Annotated in this window: 26 protein-coding genes; 18 read left to right on the plus strand and 8 right to left on the minus strand. The window is 68.0% G+C overall.

What is annotated here, in order from left to right; all coding sequences use genetic code 11:
- Positions 1-29 precede the first annotated feature (29 nt).
- On the plus strand, positions 30-959 hold the full coding sequence (locus DTA15_RS35945; RefSeq protein ID WP_226244752.1) for a LysR family transcriptional regulator: 930 nt from the start codon (positions 30-32) through the stop codon (positions 957-959).
- 54 nt (positions 960-1,013) lie between these two features.
- Here the strand turns inward: DTA15_RS35945 and DTA15_RS35950 are convergent, their stop codons facing one another.
- Both DTA15_RS35950 and DTA15_RS35955 read right to left on the minus strand, forming a co-directional pair.
- Positions 1,014-2,108, minus strand: coding sequence for a potassium channel family protein (locus tag DTA15_RS35950; protein ID WP_012493390.1), 1,095 nt, complete (start codon positions 2,106-2,108; stop codon positions 1,014-1,016).
- 60 nt (positions 2,109-2,168) lie between these two features.
- A complete protein-coding gene (locus DTA15_RS35955) occupies positions 2,169-3,503 on the minus strand; it encodes an NAD(P)/FAD-dependent oxidoreductase (RefSeq protein WP_006494012.1) in 1,335 nt (444 codons plus the stop codon).
- 200 nt (positions 3,504-3,703) lie between these two features.
- Between DTA15_RS35955 and DTA15_RS35965 the strand changes: the two genes are divergently transcribed.
- Positions 3,704-4,351: a hypothetical protein gene (locus tag DTA15_RS35965; RefSeq protein WP_006485969.1), complete on the plus strand. Its 648-nt coding sequence runs from the start codon at positions 3,704-3,706 to the stop codon at positions 4,349-4,351.
- A gap of 118 nt (positions 4,352-4,469) precedes the next feature.
- Here the strand turns inward: DTA15_RS35965 and DTA15_RS35970 are convergent, their stop codons facing one another.
- Together DTA15_RS35970 and DTA15_RS39495 are read right to left on the minus strand one after the other, a co-directional pair.
- Complete coding sequence (locus tag DTA15_RS35970) at positions 4,470-4,745, minus strand: hypothetical protein (protein ID WP_012493391.1); 276 nt, start codon at positions 4,743-4,745, stop codon at positions 4,470-4,472.
- 171 nt (positions 4,746-4,916) lie between these two features.
- A complete protein-coding gene (locus DTA15_RS39495; RefSeq protein ID WP_011547465.1) occupies positions 4,917-5,126 on the minus strand; it encodes a hypothetical protein in 210 nt (69 codons plus the stop codon).
- A gap of 486 nt (positions 5,127-5,612) precedes the next feature.
- On the opposite strand from DTA15_RS39495, the gene DTA15_RS35980 reads away from it, so the two are divergent.
- Together DTA15_RS35980 and DTA15_RS35985 are read left to right on the plus strand one after the other, a co-directional pair.
- Complete coding sequence (locus tag DTA15_RS35980; protein ID WP_006485970.1) at positions 5,613-6,467, plus strand: helix-turn-helix domain-containing protein; 855 nt, start codon at positions 5,613-5,615, stop codon at positions 6,465-6,467.
- A gap of 118 nt (positions 6,468-6,585) precedes the next feature.
- Positions 6,586-8,253, plus strand: a complete 1,668-nt coding sequence (locus DTA15_RS35985) for an ATP-binding domain-containing protein (protein WP_006485963.1) — start codon at positions 6,586-6,588, stop codon at positions 8,251-8,253.
- Between the two features lie 64 nt (positions 8,254-8,317).
- Here DTA15_RS35985 and DTA15_RS35990 read toward each other — a convergent pair whose 3' ends face one another.
- Positions 8,318-9,877 (minus strand): methyl-accepting chemotaxis protein, encoded by a 1,560-nt coding sequence (locus DTA15_RS35990; protein ID WP_006485964.1) that lies wholly within the window; start codon positions 9,875-9,877, stop codon positions 8,318-8,320.
- A gap of 236 nt (positions 9,878-10,113) precedes the next feature.
- Between DTA15_RS35990 and DTA15_RS35995 the strand changes: the two genes are divergently transcribed.
- The gene (locus DTA15_RS35995; protein ID WP_006485965.1) at positions 10,114-11,628 is read left to right on the plus strand and encodes an MDR family MFS transporter; all 1,515 of its coding nucleotides are present in this window, start codon (positions 10,114-10,116) and stop codon (positions 11,626-11,628) included.
- 63 nt (positions 11,629-11,691) lie between these two features.
- Here DTA15_RS35995 and DTA15_RS36000 read toward each other — a convergent pair whose 3' ends face one another.
- Positions 11,692-12,690 carry a quinone oxidoreductase family protein gene (locus tag DTA15_RS36000; RefSeq protein ID WP_006485962.1) on the minus strand — a complete coding sequence of 333 codons (999 nt, stop codon included), beginning with the start codon at positions 12,688-12,690 and terminating at the stop codon, positions 11,692-11,694.
- Positions 12,691-12,821: 131 nt separating this feature from the next.
- On the opposite strand from DTA15_RS36000, the gene DTA15_RS36005 reads away from it, so the two are divergent.
- From DTA15_RS36005 to DTA15_RS36025, 5 genes are all read left to right on the plus strand, one after another.
- Entirely contained in the window at positions 12,822-13,694 is an 873-nt protein-coding gene (locus DTA15_RS36005) for a LysR family transcriptional regulator (RefSeq protein ID WP_012493392.1), read from the plus strand.
- An 80-nt stretch (positions 13,695-13,774) separates the two neighbouring features.
- Entirely contained in the window at positions 13,775-14,335 is a 561-nt protein-coding gene (locus tag DTA15_RS36010; protein ID WP_006485973.1) for a GNAT family N-acetyltransferase, read from the plus strand.
- Positions 14,336-14,344: 9 nt separating this feature from the next.
- Positions 14,345-15,184, plus strand: coding sequence for a MerR family transcriptional regulator (locus DTA15_RS36015; RefSeq protein WP_006485961.1), 840 nt, complete (start codon positions 14,345-14,347; stop codon positions 15,182-15,184).
- Between the two features lie 381 nt (positions 15,185-15,565).
- A complete protein-coding gene (locus DTA15_RS36020) occupies positions 15,566-15,769 on the plus strand; it encodes a cold-shock protein (protein WP_006485974.1) in 204 nt (67 codons plus the stop codon).
- 280 nt (positions 15,770-16,049) lie between these two features.
- Positions 16,050-16,274, plus strand: a complete 225-nt coding sequence (locus tag DTA15_RS36025) for a hypothetical protein (protein ID WP_006485967.1) — start codon at positions 16,050-16,052, stop codon at positions 16,272-16,274.
- Between the two features lie 96 nt (positions 16,275-16,370).
- Here DTA15_RS36025 and speB read toward each other — a convergent pair whose 3' ends face one another.
- Positions 16,371-17,333 (minus strand): agmatinase, encoded by a 963-nt coding sequence (gene speB, locus DTA15_RS36030; RefSeq protein ID WP_006485966.1) that lies wholly within the window; start codon positions 17,331-17,333, stop codon positions 16,371-16,373.
- 361 nt (positions 17,334-17,694) lie between these two features.
- Between speB and DTA15_RS36035 the strand changes: the two genes are divergently transcribed.
- The 5 genes from DTA15_RS36035 to DTA15_RS36055 all read left to right on the plus strand — a co-directional run bounded on the left by DTA15_RS36035 (position 17,695) and on the right by DTA15_RS36055 (position 22,970).
- Complete coding sequence (locus tag DTA15_RS36035; protein ID WP_020979563.1) at positions 17,695-18,366, plus strand: lysoplasmalogenase; 672 nt, start codon at positions 17,695-17,697, stop codon at positions 18,364-18,366.
- A 245-nt stretch (positions 18,367-18,611) separates the two neighbouring features.
- On the plus strand, positions 18,612-20,195 hold the full coding sequence (locus DTA15_RS36040) for a flavin-containing monooxygenase (protein WP_006493056.1): 1,584 nt from the start codon (positions 18,612-18,614) through the stop codon (positions 20,193-20,195).
- Positions 20,196-20,216: 21 nt separating this feature from the next.
- Positions 20,217-21,149, plus strand: coding sequence for an SDR family NAD(P)-dependent oxidoreductase (locus DTA15_RS36045; RefSeq protein ID WP_012493394.1), 933 nt, complete (start codon positions 20,217-20,219; stop codon positions 21,147-21,149).
- Positions 21,146-22,051, plus strand: coding sequence for a metal-dependent hydrolase (locus DTA15_RS36050; protein ID WP_006482170.1), 906 nt, complete (start codon positions 21,146-21,148; stop codon positions 22,049-22,051). The genes DTA15_RS36045 and DTA15_RS36050 overlap by 4 nt, the downstream gene beginning before the upstream one ends.
- Positions 22,052-22,055: 4 nt before the next feature.
- Positions 22,056-22,970, plus strand: a complete 915-nt coding sequence (locus tag DTA15_RS36055) for an alpha/beta fold hydrolase (protein ID WP_006482171.1) — start codon at positions 22,056-22,058, stop codon at positions 22,968-22,970.
- Here the strand turns inward: DTA15_RS36055 and DTA15_RS36060 are convergent.
- Positions 22,922-23,485: a putative glycolipid-binding domain-containing protein gene (locus tag DTA15_RS36060; RefSeq protein WP_006482173.1), complete on the minus strand. Its 564-nt coding sequence runs from the start codon at positions 23,483-23,485 to the stop codon at positions 22,922-22,924. The two genes, DTA15_RS36055 and DTA15_RS36060, sit on opposite strands and share 49 nt — an antisense overlap.
- Positions 23,486-23,609: 124 nt before the next feature.
- Here DTA15_RS36060 and DTA15_RS36065 point away from each other — a divergent pair, with 124 nt between their 5' ends.
- From DTA15_RS36065 to DTA15_RS39405, 3 genes are read left to right on the plus strand one after another with little or no spacing between them, the layout of a single operon-like run.
- A complete protein-coding gene (locus DTA15_RS36065) occupies positions 23,610-24,503 on the plus strand; it encodes an urea transporter (RefSeq protein WP_012493395.1) in 894 nt (297 codons plus the stop codon).
- The gene (locus DTA15_RS36070) at positions 24,478-25,254 is read left to right on the plus strand and encodes a class II aldolase/adducin family protein (RefSeq protein WP_006493863.1); all 777 of its coding nucleotides are present in this window, start codon (positions 24,478-24,480) and stop codon (positions 25,252-25,254) included. Before DTA15_RS36065 ends, DTA15_RS36070 begins: the two co-directional genes overlap by 26 nt.
- Positions 25,200-25,508, plus strand: a complete 309-nt coding sequence (locus DTA15_RS39405) for a 4-oxalocrotonate tautomerase (RefSeq protein WP_258171101.1) — start codon at positions 25,200-25,202, stop codon at positions 25,506-25,508. Before DTA15_RS36070 ends, DTA15_RS39405 begins: the two co-directional genes overlap by 55 nt.
- Positions 25,509-25,576: the final 68 nt, after the last annotated feature.

The following is a 25,576-nucleotide window of genomic DNA, read 5'->3' on the forward strand; positions in this document are numbered from 1 at the left end:
ACCTCACATAACTCAAATGCATACCGATCATGTCAAACATGCACGAAGCGGATTTACGGTCCGTCGATCTCAACCTGCTCAAGCTGCTCGACGCATTGCTCAAGGAACGCAGCGTCACGCGTGCCGGCATGCGGCTCGGCCTGACCCAGCCCGCTGCGAGCCGCGCGTTGGGCCGGCTGCGCACGCTGCTTCACGATCGTGTCGTCGTGCGCACGCCGAAGGGGCTGGAATTCACGCCGCGCGCGGCATCGCTTGCGCAGCGCGTGTCGCGTGTACTGACGGAAGCGGCAGGCATCGTCGCGCCTGCGGTGTTCGACCCGGCCACCGCGCGCGGACTGTTCTCGATCGCGAGCCTTGATCACATGGCGTTGACGCTGATTCCGGATGTGAATGCGCGGCTGGAACGAAGCGCGCCGGGACTGGATCTCGATGTTCCGCCGTCACGCAGCAATAACGTCGAACTCGTGACGGATGGCACCGCAGGTATCGCGCTCGGCGTATTCGACGACGATACGTTGCCCGCCGGCATCTATCGTCGAAAGCTCTATGACGATAATCTGGTCTGCATCGTGCGGAACGGGCATCCAGCACTGTCGGCGCGGCTGACACCGAAGCGTTTCGCCGCGCTGTCGCACGTGCTGGTGACGATCGGCGGCCGGGGTGGAGAACTCGTCGACGCAGCGCTCGCGCGGCAAGGGCTGCACCGGCGGATTGCAATGCGGCTACCGCATTTCCTGGTGGCGCCGATGGTGGTCGCGAAGAGCGACATGACGCTAGTGCTGCCGCAACGGTTGGCGCGGCATGTCGCGTTGTCGATGCCGGTCACGCTCGTGAAGTTGCCGGTCGAGGTGCCGTCTTTCTCGCCGTCGATGATCTGGCACGAACGCACACACGACGATCCCGCGCATGGTTGGCTGCGGCAGCAGATCGTGGAAGTTGCGCGGGAGATGGGGCGCTAGGTATGGCCTGCAGGCGTACGCGACGCATCGCGCTCGGCGCAACCCGCTTCTCTGTCACACATCCGGATCTGGAATCCGCGCCGACTGAATCACCACCAGCGTATCGCCCGCCTCGATCCGGCACGGCGGATCCTCGTAAAACGAATGAATCTTCCCGCAGCGGTCGAGCCCGACCACGATCGCGCCCGGCACGACGTTCGTCAGGCAGCCGATTTCATGCGGCAACGCCTCGCGCTCCAGCAGCGTCGCGCGCCCGCGCGTCGACAGCATGTCGTTCACGAACGGCACGATGTAGCGGCTATGGACCGCGTCCGCCAGCAACAGCGCGCCGATCTTCGTCGACGACACGATCACGTCCGCGCCGGCCTGCCGCAGTTGCCGCTGGTACAGGTTCTCCTGGATCCGCACGACGATCTTCGTATCGGGCGCGATGCTGCGCACCGACAGCGTCAACAGGATCGCGGTCGGATCGTCCGTCACCGAAATGATCACGGCCTTCGCCGCGCGCACCTGCGCCTGCTGCAGCAGATCCTCGTGCGCCGGATCGCCGAGCAATCCCGTCACGCCGAGCGACGTCGCCGCCTCGAGAGCCTGCTGCTGCGAATCGATCACGATGATCGTCGCCGGATCGACGCCGCTCTCCAGCAACTCGCGCACCGCGATCGACCCCGACAGGCCATAACCGCACACGACGATGTGATCGGACAGTTGCTTCTGCAGGCGTTTCATGCGGAATTCCTCGATGACGCGCTGGATCACGAACTGATACGCCGTGCCCAGGAAAATGAACCAGATGCCGATGCGGATCGGCACGATGAAGAACGCATCGAGCAGGCGCGCCCGCGCCGTGACGGGCACGATATCGCCATAGCCGACCGTCGCGACCGTAACCATCGTGAAGTACACGAGATCGGCCACGGTCATCGGCGTGCTCTTGGTCGAATCGCGCAGGCCGTCGCGATCGAGATACAGCACGAGGAACGCGAGCGTGCACAGCAGCACGACCGCACCGAGGCGGAACAGCAGCGTGCGCCGCGGCGAGGTCGCCGGGCGCGTGAACAGCGTGCGCGCACGCGGCGCCTGCCACGGATTGCGGGCGCGGCGCAGGCGCATGCGCAAGGAGCGGCGCTGATCGGATGGCGTGGCCAACGGGGAATCTCCTGAAGGATGCGGGCTCGATTCTACGACGGGAACGCGTGCGCCCGGCCGTCACAGCATGCTGCGCGGCCGCACCATCGTGCCGTCGACGAAACGCCGTGCACGAAACGCCGAGAGGTCGAGCGACGGCGCGCCCGTGTCGATCCATTCGGCGAGCAGCCGGCCGACGATCGGCCCCATCGCGAAACCGTGACCGCAGAACCCCGTCGCGATCGCGAGCCCCGACGGCGTGCCGGGCGCATCGATCACCGGAATGCCGTCGGGCAGCACGTCGATCAGGCCGGCCCACGCCTCGACGATCTGCGCATCCTTCAACGCGGGAAAGATCGCCTTGAGCTTCGCGAGCGCACGCGGCGCATGCGCGCGATTCGGTTGCGGCTGCGGATCGCGCGGCTCGATCGCCCCGGTCGTGCCGTGGATGCGGGCGAGCACGTCGCGCCATGCGGATGCATTCAGGTGCAGCCGGAATTTGTCGCGCTGCGACCAGAACTCCGGCCAGAAGAGGCTCAATCCGCGCAGGTGGCCGAGCGTCAGATCGACGTCGACCTGCATGTCGTCGGCGAGATTGATCGCGCCGTTCTTGCGCTGCCGGATGCCGAGACCATGGCCCCACACGGTCGCCGCGGACACCGGCGCGACCACGTTGGTGCGCATGCAGGTGCCGCGCACGGCCTGCTGCGGCAGCCGGATGCCGACGCCGTCGAGCAGCCGGAAACTGGTCGCGCCGGCCGCGCAGATCACGCGCCGCGTGCGGATCGTGCCGCGTTCGGTCGCGACGCCGACGACCGCGCCGCCGGCCGTCTCGATCGCGGTGACGCCGCAGCCTTCGAAGAAACGCGCGCCGGCCTCGGTCGCGCGCGCCGCGAACGCGGCGGCCACGCGGCGCGGCTCGGCCTGCCCGTCGGTCGCCGTATACAAGCCGCCGAGGGTACGCGCCTGCGTCGACAGCCCGCTCACGCGTTCGTCGATCTGGGCGCGCGTCAGCGTGCGCGTGTCGAGCCCGTGCTCGCGCGCGACGGCGAGCCATGCCTGGAACGACGCCCAGTCGTCTTCGTTGTCGGCCAGGTACAGGCAGCCGCCCTGCCGCCATTCGAGATCGAAGCCGAGTTGTTGCTCCAGGCCTTCCCAGATTCGCATGCCGGCCATCATCAGCGGCACTTCGGCGGATTCGCGCCCCTGCTGGCGCACGAAGCCCCACGCGCGCGTCGATTGCTGGCCGGCGATGCGCGACTTGTCGAGCACGACGGCTTTCAGGCCACGCAGGCCGAGGTAGTAAGCGGCCGCGCAGCCCATGATGCCGGCGCCGGCGATCACGACGTCGGCCTCGACCGGAAACGCCGTAGCGGCGTGGCTCAATGCGTCGTGCAGCGGATAAGTGGTGGTCATTGTTTTCTGTCGGGTATCAATGCATGGCCGGCCAAGCTTATCGCGGCAACGTCGTCACATGAAGCGGGCGGCACGCGATCCGGACCCTGCCCCATCCCCACATCCAGGCTCGCCCGCCGACCGGCCCCGTTTTTTCGGCTTGACGATTCCGGTTCGGCACGAGATAAACTGTATATCCATACAGTGTCATCGCAGTAAAAATGATCCTCCCCCCATTCGATCCTCCCAAGCTGAACGACCTCACCGAATGGTGGACGCACTGCACCTACGCGGACGTGCAGCGCCTGATACTCGAAGTGCAGCACCTCCGCCTGACGCTGTGGGAATTGAAAGCCCACGTCGCGGACGCATCGCGCCGCATCCGCGTGCTCGATCCGGACATGCTCGCGCATGGGTCCGCGCTTCGGCGGCTCGGCTACCTGCTCGAAAAGGAAATCGAGCGCGCGAATCCGATCGGCCGCACGCGCGACGTGTATGCGCCGTTTTCGGACGAATGGCGTGCCCGCGCGGCACTGCGCAGCGCGTTGCGCGCGCAGCCCGAGCCGGCCGAGGCCGGCACGCTGCCGTGCACGATTCCGGAATTTCAGCGCATCACGTGGGCCGAGCTTCGCGATCGCTGGCGTCACCTGAGCGACAGGAAATCGAATCGGCAGAACGTCGAGCAACGGATGGTGCTCGAGATTGCGCGGCAGCGATCCGTGATCCTGGCACGGGCGCGCAAGCTGGTCGACGCCGCGATCGCCGAGGCGGCGGCGGACGGCAAGCAACTGTTCGCGCTGGATCAGCTCAAACGGCTGCTGTCCGTCGAGCGAGAAGACGGCGAGCCGTTCCTGTACATGCCGGCGTAGCGCGAACGCGCGACCGATGCATGCCGGCTCGACGACGACATGTCGAACGCTCGATCAGCCACGCGGCGATTCAGCCGGAACTGCGGTCTGCGCGGGAGCAGCCGCTGCCCAAGCGCCGTCAGTGCGAATAGCGCGTTTGAGTGCCTGCCGCGCGGTCGAACGGCTGGAGCCTCGCAAGCTGCTCGATCGACATCGTGACGACTTCGAGCACATGCCGCGCGATTTCGTCGTCGGCCATGCCGGCGTCGACGTACTGCTCGATGCTCATCGTGCGGGGCGGATAGCTGCCGGTTTCGTCATCGACGATGTCGATCCGGGCCGTACGCCGCTCCGGCGACAGCACGACCTGGACAGTTTTGCCGTGAACGACGGTCTGCATGCACAAAGTGGACATTCGCAGTCTCCAATTGCGTTGCCTTCGGACGATCGATACCTCACAACAGGAGTCGTCAATCTACAAATTTCCGGACGCATTCGCAATATTCAGGCAGGAATTCCAGCCGTTCGGGGCGCCGCGCCGCCGGTCAACCGGAGGCCCGCATTGCACGGGCACACGCGGCACTACCTACGCATAGCGGCTCAACCACTCTTCGGAGAATTGTCTCGCGTACGCGACCGCTTCGGCTTCGGTATCGAATTCACCCAGCTTGCGGAACGCAGCCTCACGGCTGAAACCCACCTTCGTGACCTCGACCTGCGCGGCGTATTTGCCGGTCTCCGTCACGCGCGGCTCGCAGTTCATTTCGTATCCGCGCATCAAGAATTTCTTCTGCATCGGTTCAACACTTTTTTGAGACGGCGAAATCGTAGCATGCAGCTTCGTCGACTTCGCAAATGTATCCACGCCGGTTTCACTAGAAGAAACCGTCGATCGATCGCCCTGCCAGCGCCTCCGCCGGCCGTCGCGCGATATCCTGCAAAACGGGTCCGATACCTCGGTTCGGGCGAGCATGCGCCCTGCGTTGGTGCATCGCGCGGCGATTACCTGCCGCCTTGGGTGGAATCGCATCCCGGCCCACCGGAATCCGGGCCGACCGGTGTCGAACGCACCGTCGCGCCCGCGCGCTCGGGCCGGCCGAGCGTAACTTCATGACACACCTTTCACACAAACGCACCTTTCACAACACTGAATGACGACCATTTTGCGGTAAAGTTATCTTTTCCGTGCGTGGCCGGTCGGCTCGCCATTGGACGTCATGAAGACTGTCCGCCGAGACTGCCGCAAGGCGTCGTTCTGAACGTCACGATCCGTTCCCGTAGCATGACCACTGAAGCAATCACCACGGATTCCCTCGCGGTTGCCGAGCGCGTGCGCGAGCTGATGACCCGCAACGGCATCGGCAAGCGCCAGCAGACCACCGAGCTGTGCCGCATCCTCGATCTGAGTTTCTCGCAAGGCCACCGCAAACTGCGCGGCAGCAGCCCCTGGACGCTCGCGCAGATCAAGAAAGTCGCCGAAGCGTACGGCGAACCCGCCGCCCAGTTGTTCGGCGCGCAAACGCTCGACCCCGGCATGGTCGGCGCCTATTCCCAGGAAGCCGTCCTGTATGCGGGCGTCGCCGAGATTCCGTGCACCGCCTGGATCGGCGCGCCGCTCGAAGCCGGCGCGCGCCCCGAGTTCGTCGCGTACGAACAGAACGGCCGCTGGCGCGTGCTGCGCCATACCGGTGTGCTGTACCAGAACGCATACGACGTGCACAAGATCGAGATCTACCCGCGCCGCGCGGAGAGCGACAAGCTCGTCGTCGCGGTGATCGACCCGGATCGCGTCAGCGCGACCGAGCTGTGCCGCTATCTCGAACGGCAAGGTTTCGCGACGGCCGCATTCGACGGTCTCGCGCCGTTCGTCGACGCGCTGCAGGGCCAGGCCTTCGACGCGGTCCTGACCGAATGGCTGTTCGACGACAGCACGGCCGCCACCGCGATCAAGGCCGTGCGCACGTCCGACAACCCGGGCGCGCCGATTTTCGTGCTGACGGGCGACCTGCTCACCGGCCGTGCGAGCGAAGCCGACATCAGCGAAGTGATCCGCGCGTTCGACGTGGTGTGCTACGAAAAACCCGCGCGCATGGCGATCCTCAGCGCCGATCTCGCGAAGCGGCTCGCGCGCGGCTGACGTCCACCGGGCCGGCCGCCCGTCGAATGGCCACCGCCCGCGCCGCGGGCATGAGCGGGTTCCTCAGTACAATAGCCGCACCCGTTCACGCCCACGCCGGCATCCGCCGCCCGACGCCATGGCCCGCCTCATCCCCGACGACTGGAAAAGCCTCGCCGCGACCGGCGCGGCCGAACGCGAGCGCGAAACGCTCGCCGCGCTCGAACACGCGCTGCCCGACGGCTACACCGTGTATCACGGCGTCCACTGGACACGCGCCGACCAGGCGTTCTCGGTGTTCGGCGAAGCCGCGTTCGTCGTCGTGAGCCCGGCCGGCCGCGTGCTGCTGATCGAGCAGAAAGCCGGCTTCCTGCGCGAAACGCCGAAAGGGCTCGTGAAGGTCTACCTGCAGAAGGAGCGCAATGTCCCGATCCAGCTCGCGCGCACGCAGGAGACGCTGCACCGGCGCCTGACGGCCGCGCTCGGCGCGGGCGTCTACGGCGTCGAGGCGCTGCTGTACTGCCCCGACTACGCGATCCGAGACGCGTCGATCGCCGGCGTCGCGCCCGAGCGCATCGTCGATGCGTCGCGCAAGGCGCAGCTCGGGCAGGTGATCCTGCAGATCCTGCCCGAGGCCGACGAACCCTTTCCGAACGCGCCGAAGCTCCACCATTTCCTCGCGGACGAGCTCGCGCTCACGCCCGACACGAGCGCACTCGTCGGCCAGGCCGGCACGCTCGTCACCCGGCTGTCGGGCGGGCTCGCCGCCTGGGCGCGCCAGCTCGAATTCGCGCCGTTCCGGCTGCGCGTCACCGGCACCGCCGGCTCGGGCAAGACGCAGCTCGCGGTGCAGGTGATGCGCGATGCCGTCGCGGCCGGCAAACGGGTGCTGTACGTCTGCTTCAACCGGCCGCTCGCCGACTACATCACGCGCATCGCGCCGCCCGGCGCGAAGATCGCGAATTACCACCAGCTGTGCGACTGGGTCGCGCGCGACGGCGGCTACACGCCCGACTTCCAGGTGCCCGGCGAATTCGAACGACTTGAAGCGCGGTTCGCGGACGCGCCGATTCCCGAGCGCTGGCGCTTCGACGTGCTGATCGTCGACGAAGGGCAGGATTTCCATGCGCCGTGGGCCGCCGCGCTCGAGCGCCTGATGGCGCCGGACGCCGCATGGTGGTGGCTGGAAGATCCGCTGCAGAACCTGTACATGCGCGAACCCGTCGCACTGCCCGGCTGGGTCACGCTGAAGGCGCTCACGAATTACCGCAGCCCGCGCGACCTGCTCGAATTCGTGCGCGACGTCGTCGGCCGGGTCGAGCCGCTCGCGGCCGAACTGCGCTCGGGCAGTCCGTTCGACGGCTCCGATCCGTCGGTGTCGGCATACGGGGAAGATGGCGCGTCGGGCGATGCCTCGGCGCAAGCCTGCATCGACGCGACCAAGCGTGCGATCACGCACGCGTTGTCGCTCGGCTTCCGCAAGCAGGACATCGCGGTGCTGTCGTACCGCGGCCGCGAAGGCTCGGTGCTCGCGCCGCTCGACCAGCTCGGCCCGCACCGGATCAAGCGCTTCACCGGCAAGTACGACCTGTTCGGCAACCCCGAGTATCGCGACGGCGATGTGCTGCTCGATTCGATCTACCGTTTCAAGGGTCAGTCGGCGCCGTGCGTGATCCTCACCGAAGTCGACTTCGACACGCTCGACGCGCGTGCCGCGCGCAAGCTGTTCGTCGGTGCGACGCGCGCGACGATGAAGCTGCTGATCGTCGCGTCGTCGCGCGCGGCCGCGCAACTCGCAACGGGTTGACGCCGCGGGTCGACGCGGCCGGCGAGCGAGCGCCGGCCCGTCATCGCGCCGCCGTCATTTCGGTTCAGGCGACGCGGAACGCGCCGACCGCGCGACGCAGCCCATCCGCCTGTTCCTCGAGCGATGCGGCCGCCGCGGCCGCCTGCTCGACGAGCGCCGCGTTCTGCTGCGACACCTGATCCATCTGCGACACCGCGCGGTTCACCTGCTCGATCCCGTCGCGCTGCTCGCTCGACGCGGCCGCGATCTCCGTCATGATGCCCGTCACGCGGCCGATCGCCTGCTGGATGTCCTGCATCGTCGTGCCGGCCATGCCGACGAGCCGCGAGCCGGTCGCGACCCGTTCGACCGATTCGCCGATCAGCGTGCGGATCTCCTTCGCCGCGGACGCCGAGCGCTGTGCCAGCGTGCGCACCTCGCCCGCGACCACCGCGAAGCCGCGGCCCTGCTCGCCCGCGCGCGCGGCTTCCACCGCCGCATTCAGCGCGAGGATGTTGGTCTGGAACGCGATGCCTTCGATCGTGCCGATGATGTCGGCGACCTTCTGCGAGCTCTGGTCGATCTCGTTCATCGTGCCGATCACCTCGCCGACGACCGTCGCGCCGCGCGTCGCGATCTCGCTCGCGCTGTCCGCGCAGGCCTGCGCCTCGAGCGCGTGGTCGGCATTCTGCTTCACGGTCGCCGTCAGTTGCTCCATGCTCGCGGCCGTTTCCTGCAGCGCCGATGCTTGCTCTTCGGTGCGCTGCGACAGGTCGGTGTTGCCGGCCGCGATCTGGTGCGTCGCCGTCGAGATCGCTTCCGAACCCTGGCTGACCTGGCGCACCGTATCCGCGAGGCTGCGCTGCATGCCGGTCACGCCCTTGACCAGCTCGGCCATCTCGTCGCGCGACGACCAGCGCACTTCCGACGTGAGGTCGCCCTCCGACAGGCGGCGGAAATGCGACAGCAGACGATTCACCGGCTGCGTGATCGCGAAATGCAGGCCGATCGCGCAGCCGAGGCACGCGGCCAGCCCGAACGCGATCCCCGCGATCGCGCCCATCCGCATCCAGCCGTAATAGGTCTGCGCGGTGTCGTACACGTCCTTGCCGCGCGCGGCCTGGTACGCATCGAGCGCGTCGGTCGCCTGCGTGAGCGCGACCGACAACGGCGGCGCGACGGTCATCAGCAAGCGGTCGGCTTCGTCGCGCCGCCCTTCGCGGATCGCATCGATCATCGGCTTCAGCGCCTGCCCGATCAGCGCCTGGCGCGCGGCATCGAGGCGGCTCGCGGGCGGGCCTTCGTCGTCGCCGTGCGGCATCGCCGCGTAGCTGCGCCACGCCGTGTCAGCCTTCGCGAGATAGCCCTCGGCCTTCTTCACGAGTTCCGATACGTCCGGCGCTTCCGGATGCAGCAGCGCACGGTCGAGCGTGGTGCGCACGATCGTCAGGTTCAGGCTCGCCGCGGACAGCGCGGTCTTCGCGGCCAGTTGCCGCGTATAGGCCTCGTCGAGCGCGCGATTCGAGCTCTGCATGCCCGCGAGGCCGATCAGCCCCGATACGACGAGCAGCACGGCGACGAGGCCGAGCGTGGAGAAAATCCGCGTACGGATCGAGAAACGGGAAAACAGGGCGTTCAGGTTCATGACGGCACGTGAGCGATGAAAAGTGCCGCGGCAATCGGTCCGCGGCACTCTGGATTACGGTTTGCCTGCAAGAAACTTGAGTCCGTCCCCGCTTTCCGGCTGATCGTGGTCAATTTTTCTTTCGGGCGGGCAATCTCCTGTTACGACTGCAACATATCGAGGCTGAGCAGAAATTGACTAGTCAATCATCCATGGCTATATTTCGATCCAGTTTTCCTGCCATGGCAGATATCTCGATGACAACCGACACCCTCCTCACTCCGCCGGCCGCCGACGCGGCCCGCCGCGACGCGCCGACCGGGCTGATCGTCGCCGCGCTGCTGCTCGTCATGCTGCTGTCCGCGCTCGACCAGACGATCGTGTCGACCGCGCTGCCGACGATCGTCGGCGAACTCGGCGGGCTCGACCAGTTGTCGTGGGTCGTCACCGCGTACCTGCTGTCGTCCACCGTCGTGCTGCCGCTGTACGGCAAGCTCGGCGACCTGTACGGCCGCAAGATCGTGCTGCAGGCCGCGATCGTGCTGTTTCTCGCCGGCTCGGCGCTGTGCGGCGTCGCGCAGGACATGACGCAACTGATCGGGCTGCGCGCGCTGCAGGGGCTCGGCGGCGGCGGCCTGATGGTCGTCACGATGGCCGCGATCGGCGATCTGGTCCCGCCCGATCGCCGGGCGCGCTACCAGGGGATGTTCGGCGGCGTCTACGGCCTCGCGACGATCGTCGGCCCGCTGCTCGGCGGCTTCCTGGTCGAGCACCTGTCATGGCGCTGGATCTTCACGATCAACCTGCCGCTCGGCCTGCTCGCGCTCGCGGTGATCGGCATGGCGTTCCGGCCGCACACCGCGCACGTGAAGCACCGGATCGACTACCTGGGCGCCACGTTCCTCGCGACCGCCCTCACCTGCGTGATCCTGTTCACGAGCGAAGGCGGCTCGCTGCTGCCGTGGACGTCGCCGCAGCTATGGATGACGCTCGTGCTCGGGCTCGTCGCGATCGGCGGCTTCATTTATGAAGAGCGCCTGGCGGCCGAGCCGATCATGCCGCTCGACCTGTTCCGTCACCGCACCTTCGTGCTGGTCAGCCTGATCGGGTTCGTGGTCGGCATCGCGCTGTTCGGCTCGGTCACGTTCATCCCGCTCTACCTGCAGGTCGTGAAGGGCTCGACGCCGTCGCAGGCCGGCATGCAGTTGCTGCCGATGATGGGCGGGATGCTCGTGACGTCGATCGTCAGCGGGCGGCTGATCTCGCGGCTCGGCTCGTACCGGATGTTCCCGATCGCCGGGACGCTGATCGGCGGCGTCGCGATGGCGCTGCTGTCGACGCTGACGCTCGATACGCCGCTGCACACGATGTACGCGTACATGGCGCTGCTCGGAATCGGGCTCGGGATGGTGATGCCCGTGCTGACGCTCGCCGTGCAGAACACGGTCGAATTCCGGCACATGGGGGTGGCGACGTCGGGCGCGACGCTGTTCCGCTCGATCGGCGGCTCGCTCGGCGTCGCCGCATTCGGCGCGCTGTTCTCGCACGGGCTGCAAGCGCGGATGAGGCACGCGCTGCCGGCCGGCATCGAGCTGCCGCCCGCGCTCGGCCCGGCCGCCGTGCACCAGCTGCCGAACGCCGTGCGCGACGCGTATCTGCACGCGTTCGCCGGCTCGCTGCACGTCGTGTACCTGTCGGCCGCGACGGTGATCGCGATCGCGTTCGTGCTCGCGTGGTTCGTCGAAGATGCGCCGCTGCGCACGCACAACTGAGCGAGCGGCGGCTCGCGACACGACCGTCGGGTCGAGCCGCGTCGCGAGTCGCCCGCCCCGTCATCACGCCAACAGCACGACACCGCCCGTCGTCGCGCGCGACTCCAGCAACCGGTGCGCATCGGCCGCCTGTTCGAGCGGCAGGCGCGCGCCGATCTCGACGTGCATGCCGCCTGCCAGCCGGTCGAGCGTCGCCCGCGCGGCGTCCCGATACGCGCCGACGTCCCGCGCGATGAAACCGAGCACGCTCGGCCGCGCGAGCGCGATCGAACGGGCCGGCCCCAGCTCGTCGAGATCGAACGTCTGCCGCGTGCCGATCGCGGCCACCTGCCCGATGCTCGCGACCATCCCGAACGGACGAATCGCGCCGAGCGTGCGGGTCAGCACGTCGCCGCCGATTCCGTCGATCGCGTAATCGACGCCCGCACCGCCGCCGAAGGCACGCGCGGCCGCGACGAAATCCGCCTCGCGATAATCGACCACCGCTTCCGCGCCGTGCGCGCGCACCAGCGCGGCTTTCGCCGCCGATCCGACCGTGCCGATCACCCGTGCGCCGAGCGCGCGCGCCCACTGCGTCGCCAGCAGCCCGACGCCGCCGGCCGCCGCATGCACGAGCACCGTGTCGCCGGCGCCGACCTGCCGCACGCGATGCAGCAGCATGTAGACGGTGATCCCCTTCAGCAGCCCGGCGACGGCGGCTTCGTCGCTCAGCCCGTCTGGAATCGGCAGCACGCGCTCGGCCGGCATCGTGCGCAGGCTCGCATAGCTGCCGGTCGGCATGCCGGCATACGCGACGCGCTGACCGGGCACGAGCTCCGTCACGCCCGGCCCGACCGCGTCGATCACGCCGGCCGCCTCGACGCCGAGCGCGTCCGGCAGCGCGGGCAATGCATGCGCGCCCGTCCTGAAATAGATATCGACGAAATTCACGCCGATCGCGGTCTGGCGAATCCGTACTTCGCCGGCGCCGGGCGGCGCGACGGGCGCATCGACGCGGCGCAGCACGCCGGCATCGCCGTAACGGTCGATCCCGATCCGGATGGCATTGGCGGTTTGGGTCATGACGTTCCTCGTTATCGAATGAAGTGACACGATCATCCCATCGTGCATAATCGAACGGAATTCACGCTGAACGCCCATCTACTGTGCAAAATTCGACCGATCGCGATCCAGTCTCCTCACCCGCACTGCCGATGAGCTGGGACGACATCCGCTACTTCCTGGCGGTAATGCGCGGCGGCAGCCTGTCGGCCGCCGCGCGGGCGCTGCAGGTCCAGCATTCGACGGTCGCGCGGCGCATCGACGCGCTGGAGTCGGCGCTCGGGATCCGGCTGTTCGACCGGCTGCCGCGCGGCTGGCCGCCGACCGACGAAGGGCTGCACCTCGCCGAGCACGCCGCACGCCTCGAAGCCGACGCGCATGCGTTCGCGCGCGCCGCGCAAGGCGCGGCGGCGCTCGACGGCGTGGTGCGGGTATCGGCGTCGCCGGTGTTCGCGAGCCATTTCCTCGCGCCGCGCCTGGCTCGCGCGCAGCGCGCGTGGCCGGCGCTGCGGATCGACCTGATGGGCGAGATGCATGCGGCCAACCTGTATGCGCGCGAAGCCGACCTCGCGGTACGGCTGTCGCGGCCGAGCGAGCCGGGGCTCGCCGCGCGCCGGCTCGGCACGATGCGCTTCGCGCTGTGCGCGGCGCCGGAATGGGCCGATGCGCCGCCCGACACCTGGCCCTTCATCGGCTACGACGACGCGCTCGCGCAAACGCCGCAGCAGCAATGGCTCGAACGCTTCGCGGCCGGGCGCCGCTTTGCGTTCATCGCCAACGACCTCGCCGCGCAGCATCGCGCGTGCGCGGCCGGGGCCGGCGTCGCGCTGCTGCCGCGGTTTCTCGTCGACGATCCGGCCGCGCATGCCGGCGCGCCGCTCGTCGAGCTGACGGCCGCGCCGCGTTGCGACATCGAGCGCGAAATCTGGCTCGTCGTTCACCCGGACGTGCGCCGGTCGCCGCGCGTGCAGCGCGTCGCCGACGCGATCGCCGATGCGGTGCATGCGGCGGACGGCCGGTTGTAAGCCGCCGAACTCGCAAACGGCTTTACCACGCGCGGCGGCGGCCGGCATAGTAGCGTTTTGATTCCGACCGCCCTGCCGCCATGTCCAACGCTCCCGCCTGCGTCGTGCGCGACGCGACCGATGCCGACCTCGAGGCGATCCACGCGATCTATGCGCATCACGTTCACCACAGCGTCGCGTCGTTCGAGGAAACGCCGCCCGACGTCGCCGAATTGCGCGCACGCCGCGACGCGGTGCTGAACCACGGGCTGCCGTATCTCGTCGCCGAATGCGACGGCCGCGTGGCCGGCTACGCGTACGCGACGCCGTACCGCACGCGCAGCGCGTACCGCTTCGCGATCGAGGATTCGATCTACATCGACGACGCGCAGCGCGGCCGCGGAATCGGCCGCGCGTTGCTCGCCGCGCTGATCGCGCGCTGCGAAGACGGCCCGTGGCGGCAGATGATCGCGGTGATCGCCGACGGCGGCACCGGCGGCTCGACGTCGCTGCATCGCGCGTTCGGCTTCGAACCGGCCGGCCAGCTGAAAGCGGTCGGCTTCAAGCACGGCCGCTGGATCGATACGGCGCTGCTGCAGCGCCCGCTCGGCGAAGGCGCGAACACGCGCCCCGCCTCGCCCGAGCCTGCCCCGGCGCGCTAGAATGGCCGCATGTCAAAACAGACTCATTCCACGCCCGACGAGGCCACGCCGGATTCCCGCAACGAGTACACGGTCGACGAGCTCGCGCGCGTGTCCGATACCACCGTGCGCAACGTCCGCGCCTACCAGGATCGCGGGCTGCTCGCGCCGCCGGAGAAACGCGGGCGCGTCGGCATCTACGACGACACGCACGTCGCGCGCCTGAAGCTGATCAACCATCTGCTCGCGCGCGGCTACACGCTGTCGAACATCCAGGACCTGATCAAGGCGATCGACGAAGGCCACGACCTGCGCTCGATCCTCGGCCTCGAAAACGCGATCGGCGGCCGCTGGTCGCACGAGTTGCCGAAAACCTACTCGCTCGCGCAACTCGCGCAGATGTTCGGCCCGCAGGCGACCACGCAACTGTCGCGCGTGACCGAGCTCGGGCTGCTCGAACGGCGCGGCCTGTCGTTCGTCGCGAAAAGCCCCGCGCTGCTCGAGGCCGCCGCCGCGATGACGAAGGAAGGGATTCCGCCGCGCGAACTGCTCGACGTGATCAGCGTCGCGCGGCCGCATTTCGACGCGATCGCGCGGCTGCTCGTCGATCTCGTCGTGAAGCGGCTCGACCGCTATGACGAAGGCACGCTGCCGCCCGCCACCGACGTGCCGGCGCTCGTCGACGCGATCTGGCGGCTGCGCCCGCTCGCGGCCGTGTTCGTCGAAGGCGAGACGAACCGCGCGCTCGAGAATGCGGCGAGCGCGTATCTGGGCGGCCGCGTCGCGACGATTCTCGACAAGAAACTCAGCGACGAAGCCGCGCGGCAGTCCGGTACGAGCGATACGCAGGGCGACGGCGACACCGCATAAGGCCTTCGCCGTCATGCATGCGTGGGCTTTTCGCGACAACGCGCGCGTGTCCGGCTGGAGGAAAGGCCGACGTCCATTGCAGGTGACGACCGCCGCCAGCATGGGCCGGCAAATGGCCAGCAGCCGCGCCCGCGCGCATTCCAGCCAGACGGCGCCACCGCGCTGCGTCCGTCATCGTAGGCTACGCTGCGAAACAGTTACAAGATAACGGTTGACGCGAGCCCCAGCGACGGTTAGTGTAGGCACCGAAGTCCAAGAAGTCCGATTGCTGTTCATCAATTGCTCGCTCCTCCTCAGCGGTATTCGTTGTCCTCTCCCTCCTTGACGCTTCACGCGCTCTTTCACAGAGCAAATTTCTCTATTTTTTCTCAAGGAATCTTCATGGATACCGGTATCGTCAAGTGGTTCAACGACAGCAAAGGCTTTGGCTTCATCACGCCGGACAACGGCGGCGACGATCTGTTCGCTCACTTCTCGGAAATTCGTGCCGACGGCTTCAAGACGCTGGCTGAAAACCAGAAAGTGAGCTTCGAAACGAAGCAAGGACCGAAGGGTCTGCAGGCGGCGAACATCAAGCCGCTGTAAAGTTTGAAGGGCCCGGCCTCCCACGATGGACGCCGGGTCGCAGCGACATCCCCACGGAGCTTCGTCTCCCCAAGTTGGCGCGACCGGCTTTTCAGCTGCATCTGTTCAGTCAGCAGCTCGCCACGCGCTACACGTCTCGTTGCACTTCATCCCCCCTCTGGCCGCAACGCCTTATTTTCGCTTTCCGACTGCGTCTGATTCGGCTCGCAATGGCTTTGAATCGGCGTAACCGTGCGTATTTCGCACGGCACGCGCGCACTCGAACATCATTAAAATTAAAATGGACAACCAACGAATTCAGCAATACAACGGCTATGCCGTCCAACCCTCGGCGCATCGCCTGCCCGACGGAAGTTTTTCCTCCAACCTGCTGCTCGAACGCGCCGATAGCACGCACGGCGAAGGCCGCTACCAGTTCTATTCGCTCGATTACTTCGCGAGCGAGGCACAGGCGCTCGCGCATTCGGCACGCTGGGCGCGCCACTGGGTCGATACGCGCGGTTGAACGCCGCGCTACTCGCGAGATCCGCGCAAACGGTCATAAAAAAACGGCGGGCAACCTGCCCGCCGGCCTTCCGCATCACATGCCCGCTCACCTGCATCACCGCGCCGCCACCTTCTTCTGCCGCCACAGACACAGCAGATCGCAAGCCACATGCGCGGCCGCGATCGCCGTGATGTCCGCGTGATCGTACGCCGGCGCCACCTCCACCACATCCGCCCCGACCAGATTCACCGCCCCGAGCCCCCGCACGATCGCCAGCGCCTGCGCGGACGAGAGCCCGCCGGCAACCGGCGTCCCCGTTCCCGGCGCGAACGCCGGATCGAGGCAGTCGATATCGAACGTCAGGTACGCAGGCCGCGCACCGACGATCGCGACGATTCGCTCGACCGCCGCCCGCGCACCCTGGTCATGCACCCACGCGGCATCGAGCCGCTCGATCCCGAGAAAGTCGTCGTTCCACGTGCGGATGCCGACCTGCACCGACGTCGCGGGATCGATCAGCCCTTCCTTCACCGCCTTGTAGAACATCGTCCCGTGATTGAGGCTGTCCGGATCGTCGTCGGCCCACGTATCGCAGTGCGCGTCGAAATGGATCAGCGACAGCGGCTTGCCGTAGCGCTCCGCGTGCGCGACCAGCAGCGGATACGTGATGTAGTGATCGCCGCCGAGCGTCAGCATCTTCGCGCCCGAACGCAGGATCGCGCGCGTATGCTCGACGATCGCCGGCTTGATCGACAACGGGTTGTGCGCGTCGAACCAGCAGTCGCCGTAGTCGACGACCGCGAGGTCGTCGAACGGGTTGAAGCCCCACGGATACGGATTGAGCTCCGCGAGCTGCACGCTTGCCGCGCGAATCGCGGCCGGCCCGAGCCGGGCACCGGAACGATAGGTCGTCGCGAGATCGAGCGGCACGCCGGAGATCGCGACGTCGATGCCGTCGAGCACGCGCGAGTAATTGCGGCGCATGAACGACAGCACGCCCGCATAGGTGTTTTCGATCGAGGAACCGTACGGCGTCGTGCGACGGATCGCGCCGTCGCCGTGAAGAAGTTCGGTCATGGTCGGACCTGTTTTCGTGGGGTGCCGGCGCCGGCCCGCGCGCTCTGAGGGCGCGGGCCGGGCACGGCATGGATTCATCGGCACGCACCGGCTCGCGCATCCGGTCGCGCGGCCAGGCGGGACATCGACAGCGACAGCGGCAATACCGCGGCGATCATAGCAAGCCGAATCGACGCCGTTGCCCCGGTTCGGCCGGGGCAACGCGCGGAAAAATCCGGCGGCGGCACCGCCGCCCGTCGCGGTCGTTTCCTAGAAGGATTCGCCGGTTTTCGCGCGCCCGTTCTTCCGGATAATGGCCGACAGCCGCGCCCTCGACGGCGCGGCGTCCACCGCAGACAACTACAAACCGGAGACACCCGCCTTGATCGCCACGCTTCCCGCCTCCTACCGCCGGCTGTGGCCGCTCGCCATCGCCGCGGCGCTGCTGTACGGCCTGTCGCTCGCCGTCGCGCCCTATCCGGGCCAGGCCGCCGCGAAAGCTGCGATGGGCATCCTGCTGCTCACGGCAGGCAGCACCTGCGGCGCGCCGCGCGAACGCGCGTGGCTGTGCGCGGCGCTCGCGACCGCCGTGCTCGGCGACGTGCTGCTCGCGCTGCCCGACTGGCCGTGGTCGTTCGTCCTCGGCCTCGGCGCATTCCTGCTCACGCACGTGTGCTACTGCGCGATCTTCTTCCGGTGGCGCGCGCGGCCGCACGGCTGGCGCATCGTCGCGCTCGTCGGGCTGTGGATCGCCGCGCCGGCGTTCTACGCGGCATTCTTCCCGCACCTCGGCGAGTTGCTGGCGCCGGTCGCCGTCTACATGCTCGTGCTGTGCGCGATGGCGAGCTTTGCGCTCGCCGCCCGCACGCGCGGCCCGCTGGTCGCGATCGGCAGCCTGATCTTCGTCGGCTCCGACACGCTGATCGGCGTCGGCCGGTTCCTCGGCGGCTTTCCGGGCATCGACTATCTAATCTGGGGCCTCTATGCGCTCGCGCAGGTCACGATCGTGGCCGGGGTTTTCCATGAGACGGCCGCCCGATCGATCCGTCCCTGATACCGTTTCAAACGGACCGTCGCGCGCCGGCGGTCCCGTTTCCTCGCTGTCTCGCCCTGCCGACGGCCTTTTCCGCTCATCCCGCATTGCGGAAACCCGACCGTTCCAAACCCCGCTCAGCCTTTTCCCGCCTGGCTTCCGGCCTTAGAGCGCCGCTTCTAGCCTCTTGCGGTTTCCGGGTTCACCCACTATCGTTACATCAAACAATGTAACATTCAAAAATGAGCCAAATCGGAGACACCCGGATGAATGCTCGCACGTTGCCTTTCGGTCCACCCGGCCATGACGGCCCGGACGAAACCATCGACATCGCCATCATCGGCACCGGCTTCGCCGGTCTCGGGATGGCGATCCGCCTGAAACAGACGGGCGTGACCGACTTCGTCGTCCTCGAGAAGGCCGCCTCGGTCGGCGGCACGTGGCGCGACAATCATTACCCCGGGTGTGCATGCGACGTGCAATCGCACGTCTATTCGTTCTCGTTCGCGCCGAACCCGCGCTGGACGCGCATGTTCGCGCCGCAGCCGGAAATCCGCGCGTATCTCGAAGACTGCGTGCAGCGCTTCGGCGTCGGCCCGCACCTGCGGCTGAATCACGAGTTGCAGCGCGCCGAATACGACGAAGCCGCGCAACGCTGGCGCCTCACGTTCGCGAACGGCAAGCGGCTGTCCGCGCGCGTGCTGGTGTCGGGCATGGGCGGCCTGTCGCGCGCCGCGCTGCCGGCGATTCCCGGCGTCGAAACCTTCCAGGGCCGCGCGTTCCATTCGCAGCAGTGGGATCACGACTACCCGCTCGAAGGCAAGCGTGTCGCGGTGATCGGCACCGGCGCGAGCGCGATCCAGTTCGTCCCGCAGATCGCGCCGCGCGTGAAAGCACTCGCGCTGTTCCAGCGCACGCCGCCGTGGATCATGCCGAAGCCGGACCGCAACCTGACCGGCTTCGAGAAATGGCTGTTCCGCACGCTGCCGTTCACGCAGAAGATCGTGCGCAGCGGCATCTACTGGATGCTCGAATCGCGCGTGCTCGGCTTCGCGATCCATCCGTCGCTGATGAAGAACGTGCAGAAGCTCGCGCTGCGGCACATCCGCAAGCAGATTCCCGATCCGGAGTTGCGCAAGACCGTCACGCCGAACTACACGCTCGGCTGCAAGCGCGTGCTGATCTCGAACGACTATTACCCGGCGCTGTCGCGCAAGAACGTCGACGTGATCACGACCGGCATCGACCATATCGAAGCCGACGCGGTCGTGACGACCGACGGCAAGCGTCATGAAGTCGACTGCCTGATCTACGGCACCGGCTTCCAGGTCGCCGATCCATATCCGCGCGGCGCGATCATCGGCCGCGGCGGCCTCGACATCGTCGACGCGTGGCGCGACGGCGCGCACGCGTACCTCGGCTCGACGCTGCCCGGCTATCCGAACTTCTTCATGATCGTCGGCCCGAACACCGGCCTCGGCCACAACTCGATGGTGTTCATGATCGAGTCGCAGATCGAATACATCCTCGGCGCGCTGCAGGCGATGCGCCGCGAGCGCGCGGACGCGATCGAGGTGCGCCCGCTCGTCGAGGCGCAGTTCAACAGCGACCTGCAGGGCAAGCTGAAGAAGGCAATCTGGTCGACGGGCGGCTGCAAGAGCTGGTATCTCGATCCGCGCACCGGCAAGAACACGACGCTGTGGCCAGGCTTCACGTGGCGCTTCCGCCAGGCGACCGCGCGTTTCTCGATCGCCGATTACCACGCGTATCGCGCGCCGCAACACGACACGACCGCGCGGCCCGCCGCCGCGCCGGCCGCTTCCGCTTCCACGTCCGCCGAAGCGGCCTGAGCCAGACAAGGAGCCAACGACATGAGAGATTTCGCCAACAAGGTGGCCGCGATCACGGGAGCCGGCTCGGGCATGGGCCGCGCGCTCGCGATCCAGCTCGCGCAGGCCGGCTGCCACGTGTCGCTCGCCGACAAGAACGGCGTCGGCCTCGCGGAAACCGAACGGATCGTCCGCGCGATCGCGCCGAACGTGCGCGTGTCGACGCGCGTGCTCGACGTCGGCGATCGCGACGCGATGTTCGCATGGGCCGACGACACCGCGAAGGAGCACGGCAAGGTCAACCTGATCTTCAACAATGCGGGCGTCGCGCTGTCGAGCACGATCGAAGGGATGGAATACAGCGATCTCGAGTGGATCGTGAACATCAACTTCTGGGGCGTCGTGCACGGCACGAAGGCGTTCCTGCCGCACCTGAAGGCATCCGGCGACGGCCACGTGATCAACACGTCGAGCATCTTCGGGATCTTCGCGCAGCCGGGCATGAGCGGCTACAACGCGACCAAGTTCGCTGTACGCGGCTTCACCGAATCGCTGCGCCAGGAACTCGACATGATGAAGTGCGGCGTGTCGGCCACCTGCGTGCATCCGGGCGGCATCCGCACGAACATCGCGCAGTCGAGCCGCGTCGCGAAGAACATGGTCGGCTTCATCGTCGAGAGCGAACAGCAAGGCAAGGACAGCTTCGAGAAGTTCTTCATCACGACCGCCGACGACGCCGCGCGCACGATCCTCGCCGGCGTGCGCAAGAACAAGCGCCGCGTGCTGATCGGCCGCGACGCGAAGGGCGCGGACTGGATGGCGCGCGTGCTGCCGGCCGCGTACCAGGCGCTCGTCGTGCTCGCGACGCGCCGCGAGGCGGCGAAAGCCCGCCGTGCCGCGCGCGGCGCGCCGGCGCCCGCCCCGCTGCACGCGACCTACAACAATGCAGGCAATCAGGGAGGTGAACAATCATGACGACCCCGAACATGATGCCCGTGCGGCGCGACATCCGTTTCGCGCTGCCGCCCGAACGCGCGAAGGACTGGCACGTGCAGGGCGTGCCGGTCACGCACTTCATGAACGCGCTGTCGCTGCTGTTCCCGGCCGGCGAACGCTTCTTCATGGATTCGGTGCGCAACTACCGCGACCGGATCGAGGATCCCGAGTTGAAGAAGCAGGTGCTCGGCTTCATCGGCCAGGAAGCGATGCACACGCGCGAGCACATCGAATACAACGATCTGCTGCAATCGTCGGGGCTGCCCGCGCACAAGCTCGACAAGCGCCTGTGGACCATCCTCGGCTGGTTCAAGAAGGTGCTGCCGCACTCGATGCAGCTGGCGATCACGATCGCGCTCGAGCACTACACGGCGATCCTCGCGAACCAGTTGCTGTCGGGCCACGAGCACCGGATCGACGGCTCGGTCGAGGGCTACCAGCAGATGTGGATGTGGCACGCGATGGAGGAAACCGAGCACAAGGCGGTGTCCTACGACGTATGGCGCACCGTGATGAAGCCGGGCCTCGGCAGCTACCTGCTGCGCACCGGCACGATGCTGACGACGACGGTGTTCTTCTGGGCCATCGTGTTCGACTTCCACGTACGCCTGATGCGCGCGCACCGTCGCGAACACGGCAAGTTCGGCGGCATGTGGCGCCTCGTGAAGTATCTGTACAGCCCGAAGCACGGCGTGTTTCCGAGCATCGCGCGCGAATGGCTCGACTACTTCCGCCCGGGTTTCCACCCGTGGGATCACGACAACCATCAGTACCTGCAGGAGCTCGACACGCTGCTCGACAACATCAACGCGACCAACGCGCGCTACGCGGCGCAAGCCGCCCCGCGCCGCGTGCCGCTGCACCCGGTGCCGCAGGCATGACGCCATGGCGCGCGCTCACGAGATGCTGACCGTCCAGTCCGGCGACGTGAAACTCGCCGTCTACGTAAGCGGGTCGCGGCGCGCGCCGCCGCTGATCCTCGTGCACGGCTATCCCGACTCGGCGGCCGTGTGGGCGCCGGTCCGCGCGCGGCTCGCGAAGCGCTACCGCGTGATCGCGTACGACGTGCGCGGCGCCGGTGCATCCGATGCGCCGCGCCGCCGGGCCGACTACACGCTCGAACGGCTCGCCGGCGACCTGAAGGCGGTGGCCGACGCGACCTGCGGCGGCCGGCCGTTCCACCTCGTCGGCCACGACTGGGGCTCGATCCAGTGCTGGGAGGCCGTGACCGACCCCGCGTTCCGCGGCCGCATCGCGTCGTACACGTCGATCTCGGGCCCGTGCCTCGATCACGTGTTCCGCGCGAAGCTGCGGCTCAAGCAGAGCCTGAAGTCGTGGTACATCGGGTTCTTCCATCTGCCGCTCGTGCCATCGCTGGTATGGCGGCTCGGCGGCGCCGCGCTGTGGCCGCGCTGGCTCCAGCTCACCGAACGCGTGCGCGCCGAGCGCGATCCCGTGCAACTGAAGAACGCGCTGAACGGGATGCAGATGTACCGCGCGAACTTCATCGCGCGGGCCCGCCAGCCGCGTGAGCGGTATGCGCAGGCGCCGGTGCAGATCCTGGTGCCGGTGCGCGACCGCTACGTGACGCCCGAGATGTCGGTCGACCTCGATCGCTGGCTCGGCGACCACGTGCGCGAGGAAATCGACGGCACGCACTGGATCGTGCTGCGCCATCCGGACCTGATCGCGTCCCGGATCGACCGCTTCGCGTCCGCGCAGGAGCGGCCGACGGCGACGAACGCCGCGGTTCAGCGCGCCGTCGGCGGCGCCGGCAGGCGTCTGAACAGCGTTTTGTAATCGACGACGAGCCCGTCGTCGTCGATGTCCATCTCGGCCGTGAAATTCCGGAAGATCCCTTCGTAGCGGTAGCGCCGGCCCGGTTCGATGCACGCGTAAGCCTGCTTGACCGGCGCGACCGTCAGGTCCGGCGTCGAGATGTACGCGACGTCGATCGGCCGCCGCTCGCCGCGCGCGAGCCCGAGGCGGCCGATCGGCAGCGAATTGGTGAACGGCGTCGCGGCGATGTCGATGTCGATGCAACCGTCGAGCGCCGGCAACGGGCGGCCCGCGCCGTCGCGCCAGTGGCCGGCGCCGTCGCCGCGCAACGCCAGCGTGCCGCCGCCCATCACCTTGAGCACCGCATAAGTCACGCGCCATTGCGCATCGCACTCGACGCGATACGCGAGCCCGTATGCGCGACCGTACCGCTGGCCGACCACCGCGCTTTCGACGACGATCGCGCCGCCGCTGCGGTCGAACGTCAGATGTTCGACCCCGTCGCCTTCGAGCGACGCCCACCGCACCTCGCGCATCGTTCCACCTCCCGGTTTCCCCATTGCGGGGCATCGTCGCACAAATCCTGACTATCCAGAATCCCCTATTCCGGTGCATGGGATTGTGTCCTATGCTCGCGGCTCGTCCTGTTCCGCCGCCATCATGCCTACCGCCCGCCCCGTCCCGCCGTCGATTGACCTGCGCATCCTGCTGCGCGGCATCGGGCAGATCGTGCTGCAGGCGCATGCGCTCACCGGCGCGCTGCTGCTCGCCGCGCTGGCGCTGACCGACCTGCGGCTCGCGTGCGCCGCGCTGGTCGGCTCGGCCGCCGCCAGCATGACGGCCGTGCTGACGGGCGCCGACCGCCGCGACGTCGGACAGGGCCTGCACGGCTTCAACGGCGCGCTGGCCGCGCTGATCGCCGTGCTGTTCGCGCCCCATCCGCTCGCCGCCGTCGCGCTGGCGCCGCTGGTCGCGATCGGCGCGGCGCTCGTGCAACGCGCGATGCGGGTGCCGCTGGCCCGCTGGCGCCAGTGCCCGTATTCGGGCCCGTGCCTGGCCGTCACCGCGCTGTGGCTGCCGTTTGTCGCAGTGCAGCATGCGGACGCCGCAGACGCCGGCCCGGTGCTGACGCTCGCGTCCGCCGCCGACGCGCTGCTGTCGGGCGTCGCCCAGACCACCTTCGCGCAAGGCGCGTGGGCCGGCGCGCTGATCGTCGCCGGCCTCGCCGTCGCATCGCGCCGCGCGGCCGCGTTCGCGCTCGGCGGCGCGGTCGTGTCGACCGTGCTGCTGGCCGCGCTGGGCGCAAGCGGCGCGCTGTTCGCCGACGGCCTGCTCGGCTTCAACGGCGCCCTCGCCGCGCTCGCGCTGATGCCACGCGGCCCGCGTGCGGCGCTCGCGGCGGCCGCGCTCGCCGCGCTGATCCAGTGGCTCGCGATGCGCGCGGGCATCCCCGCGTTCACGGCCCCGTTCGCGCTCGCGTCATGGGTGACCGTCGCTGTCGCGCGCCGCTTTACCCTCGGAGAACCCGATGTCGTCATTCGCACACCGTCCTGATGCCGTGAAGCCCGGCGGCCCGATCTCGGACGCCGAACGCAAGCTGCGGGTCGACCTCGCCGCCGCGTACCGGCTCGTCGCGCTGAACGGCTGGGACGACCTGATCTACACGCATCTGTCCGCGACCGTTCCGGGCGAACCCGGCCACTTCCTGATCAACCCGTTCGGCCTCACGTTCGACGAGGTTCGCGCGTCGAACCTCGTGAAGATCGACCTCGCCGGCCACCGGATCGGCGACAGCGAGCACGCGGTCAACGTGACCGGCTTCGCGCTGCATGCGGCCGTGCACGCGGCGCGCGCCGACGCCGTCTGCGTGATGCACCTGCACAATACGGCCGGCATCGCCGTATCGATCCAGCGCGACGGGCTGCTGCCCGCATCGCAGCACGCGTTGCGTTTTCATGGCGACCTCGCGTACCACGACTACGAAGCGCTCGCGTTCTCGCCGGCCGAAGGCGCGCGGCTGACCGCGAGCCTCGGCGCGAAATCCGCGATACTGCTGCGCAATCACGGCACGCTGACGGTCGGCCGCACCGTCGCCGAAGCGTACGTGCTGATGGATACGCTGATCAAGGCGTGCGACATCCAGGTTCGCGCGCAGGCCGGCGGCGGGCCGCTCGTGCTGCCGGAACCGGCCGTCGCCGCGCGCACCGCCGAACAACTGCGCGACGGCGGCGCGATCGAAGGCGAACTGGAATGGCCGGCGCTGCTGCGCCGCCTCGACCGGATCGATCCGTCGTATCGCGACTGACGCCGCATCCGCACCCGACCGAATCGTTCATCGTCAATCGTTCAACCTCAACCGGAGCATTTGCCATGCCGACTTTCAATATCCAGCTGTTCGAAGGCCGCACCGTCGACCAGAAGCGCGCCTTCGTCGAAGCGATCACGCGCGTCACGTGCGAGACGCTCGGCTGCGCGCCAGGCTCGGTCGACATCATCCTGACCGACGTGAAGAAGGAGAACTGGGCGACGGCCGGCAAGCTGTGGAGCGACGAGCGCTGAGCGCCGAAGGCGGCGTCGCGCCGGCGTCGCCCGCCCTGCGCTGAACCCTGCACCGCGGCGTCCGCGAC

Origin of the sequence: Burkholderia cenocepacia (genome assembly GCF_900446215.1) — a bacterium.
Lineage (GTDB): Bacteria > Pseudomonadota > Gammaproteobacteria > Burkholderiales > Burkholderiaceae > Burkholderia > Burkholderia cenocepacia.

Excerpts from the sequence above, each read along its gene's own strand:
- DTA15_RS36070 (WP_006493863.1), top strand. The coding sequence starts at position 24,478 with ATGTCGTCATTCGCACACCGTCCTGATGCCGTGAAGCCCGGCGGCCCG.
- DTA15_RS36010 (WP_006485973.1), top strand. The coding sequence starts at position 13,775 with ATGTCCAACGCTCCCGCCTGCGTCGTGCGCGACGCGACCGATGCCGAC.
- DTA15_RS36055 (WP_006482171.1), top strand. The coding sequence starts at position 22,056 with ATGGCGCGCGCTCACGAGATGCTGACCGTCCAGTCCGGCGACGTGAAA.
- DTA15_RS36025 (WP_006485967.1), top strand. The coding sequence starts at position 16,050 with ATGGACAACCAACGAATTCAGCAATACAACGGCTATGCCGTCCAACCC.
- DTA15_RS36040 (WP_006493056.1), top strand. The coding sequence starts at position 18,612 with ATGAATGCTCGCACGTTGCCTTTCGGTCCACCCGGCCATGACGGCCCG.
- DTA15_RS36005 (WP_012493392.1), top strand. The coding sequence starts at position 12,822 with ATGAGCTGGGACGACATCCGCTACTTCCTGGCGGTAATGCGCGGCGGC.
- DTA15_RS35970 (WP_012493391.1), bottom strand. The coding sequence starts at position 4,745 with ATGTCCACTTTGTGCATGCAGACCGTCGTTCACGGCAAAACTGTCCAG.
- DTA15_RS35980 (WP_006485970.1), top strand. The coding sequence starts at position 5,613 with ATGACCACTGAAGCAATCACCACGGATTCCCTCGCGGTTGCCGAGCGC.
- DTA15_RS36020 (WP_006485974.1), top strand. The coding sequence starts at position 15,566 with ATGGATACCGGTATCGTCAAGTGGTTCAACGACAGCAAAGGCTTTGGC.
- DTA15_RS35955 (WP_006494012.1), bottom strand. The coding sequence starts at position 3,503 with ATGACCACCACTTATCCGCTGCACGACGCATTGAGCCACGCCGCTACG.
- DTA15_RS36045 (WP_012493394.1), top strand. The coding sequence starts at position 20,217 with ATGAGAGATTTCGCCAACAAGGTGGCCGCGATCACGGGAGCCGGCTCG.
- speB (WP_006485966.1), bottom strand. The coding sequence starts at position 17,333 with ATGACCGAACTTCTTCACGGCGACGGCGCGATCCGTCGCACGACGCCG.
- DTA15_RS36060 (WP_006482173.1), bottom strand. The coding sequence starts at position 23,485 with ATGCGCGAGGTGCGGTGGGCGTCGCTCGAAGGCGACGGGGTCGAACAT.
- DTA15_RS36050 (WP_006482170.1), top strand. The coding sequence starts at position 21,146 with ATGACGACCCCGAACATGATGCCCGTGCGGCGCGACATCCGTTTCGCG.
- DTA15_RS39495 (WP_011547465.1), bottom strand. The coding sequence starts at position 5,126 with ATGCAGAAGAAATTCTTGATGCGCGGATACGAAATGAACTGCGAGCCG.
- DTA15_RS39405 (WP_258171101.1), top strand. The coding sequence starts at position 25,200 with ATGGCCGGCGCTGCTGCGCCGCCTCGACCGGATCGATCCGTCGTATCG.
- DTA15_RS36015 (WP_006485961.1), top strand. The coding sequence starts at position 14,345 with ATGTCAAAACAGACTCATTCCACGCCCGACGAGGCCACGCCGGATTCC.
- DTA15_RS36000 (WP_006485962.1), bottom strand. The coding sequence starts at position 12,690 with ATGACCCAAACCGCCAATGCCATCCGGATCGGGATCGACCGTTACGGC.
- DTA15_RS35985 (WP_006485963.1), top strand. The coding sequence starts at position 6,586 with ATGGCCCGCCTCATCCCCGACGACTGGAAAAGCCTCGCCGCGACCGGC.
- DTA15_RS35945 (WP_226244752.1), top strand. The coding sequence starts at position 30 with ATGTCAAACATGCACGAAGCGGATTTACGGTCCGTCGATCTCAACCTG.
- DTA15_RS35965 (WP_006485969.1), top strand. The coding sequence starts at position 3,704 with ATGATCCTCCCCCCATTCGATCCTCCCAAGCTGAACGACCTCACCGAA.
- DTA15_RS35995 (WP_006485965.1), top strand. The coding sequence starts at position 10,114 with ATGACAACCGACACCCTCCTCACTCCGCCGGCCGCCGACGCGGCCCGC.
- DTA15_RS35990 (WP_006485964.1), bottom strand. The coding sequence starts at position 9,877 with ATGAACCTGAACGCCCTGTTTTCCCGTTTCTCGATCCGTACGCGGATT.
- DTA15_RS36065 (WP_012493395.1), top strand. The coding sequence starts at position 23,610 with ATGCCTACCGCCCGCCCCGTCCCGCCGTCGATTGACCTGCGCATCCTG.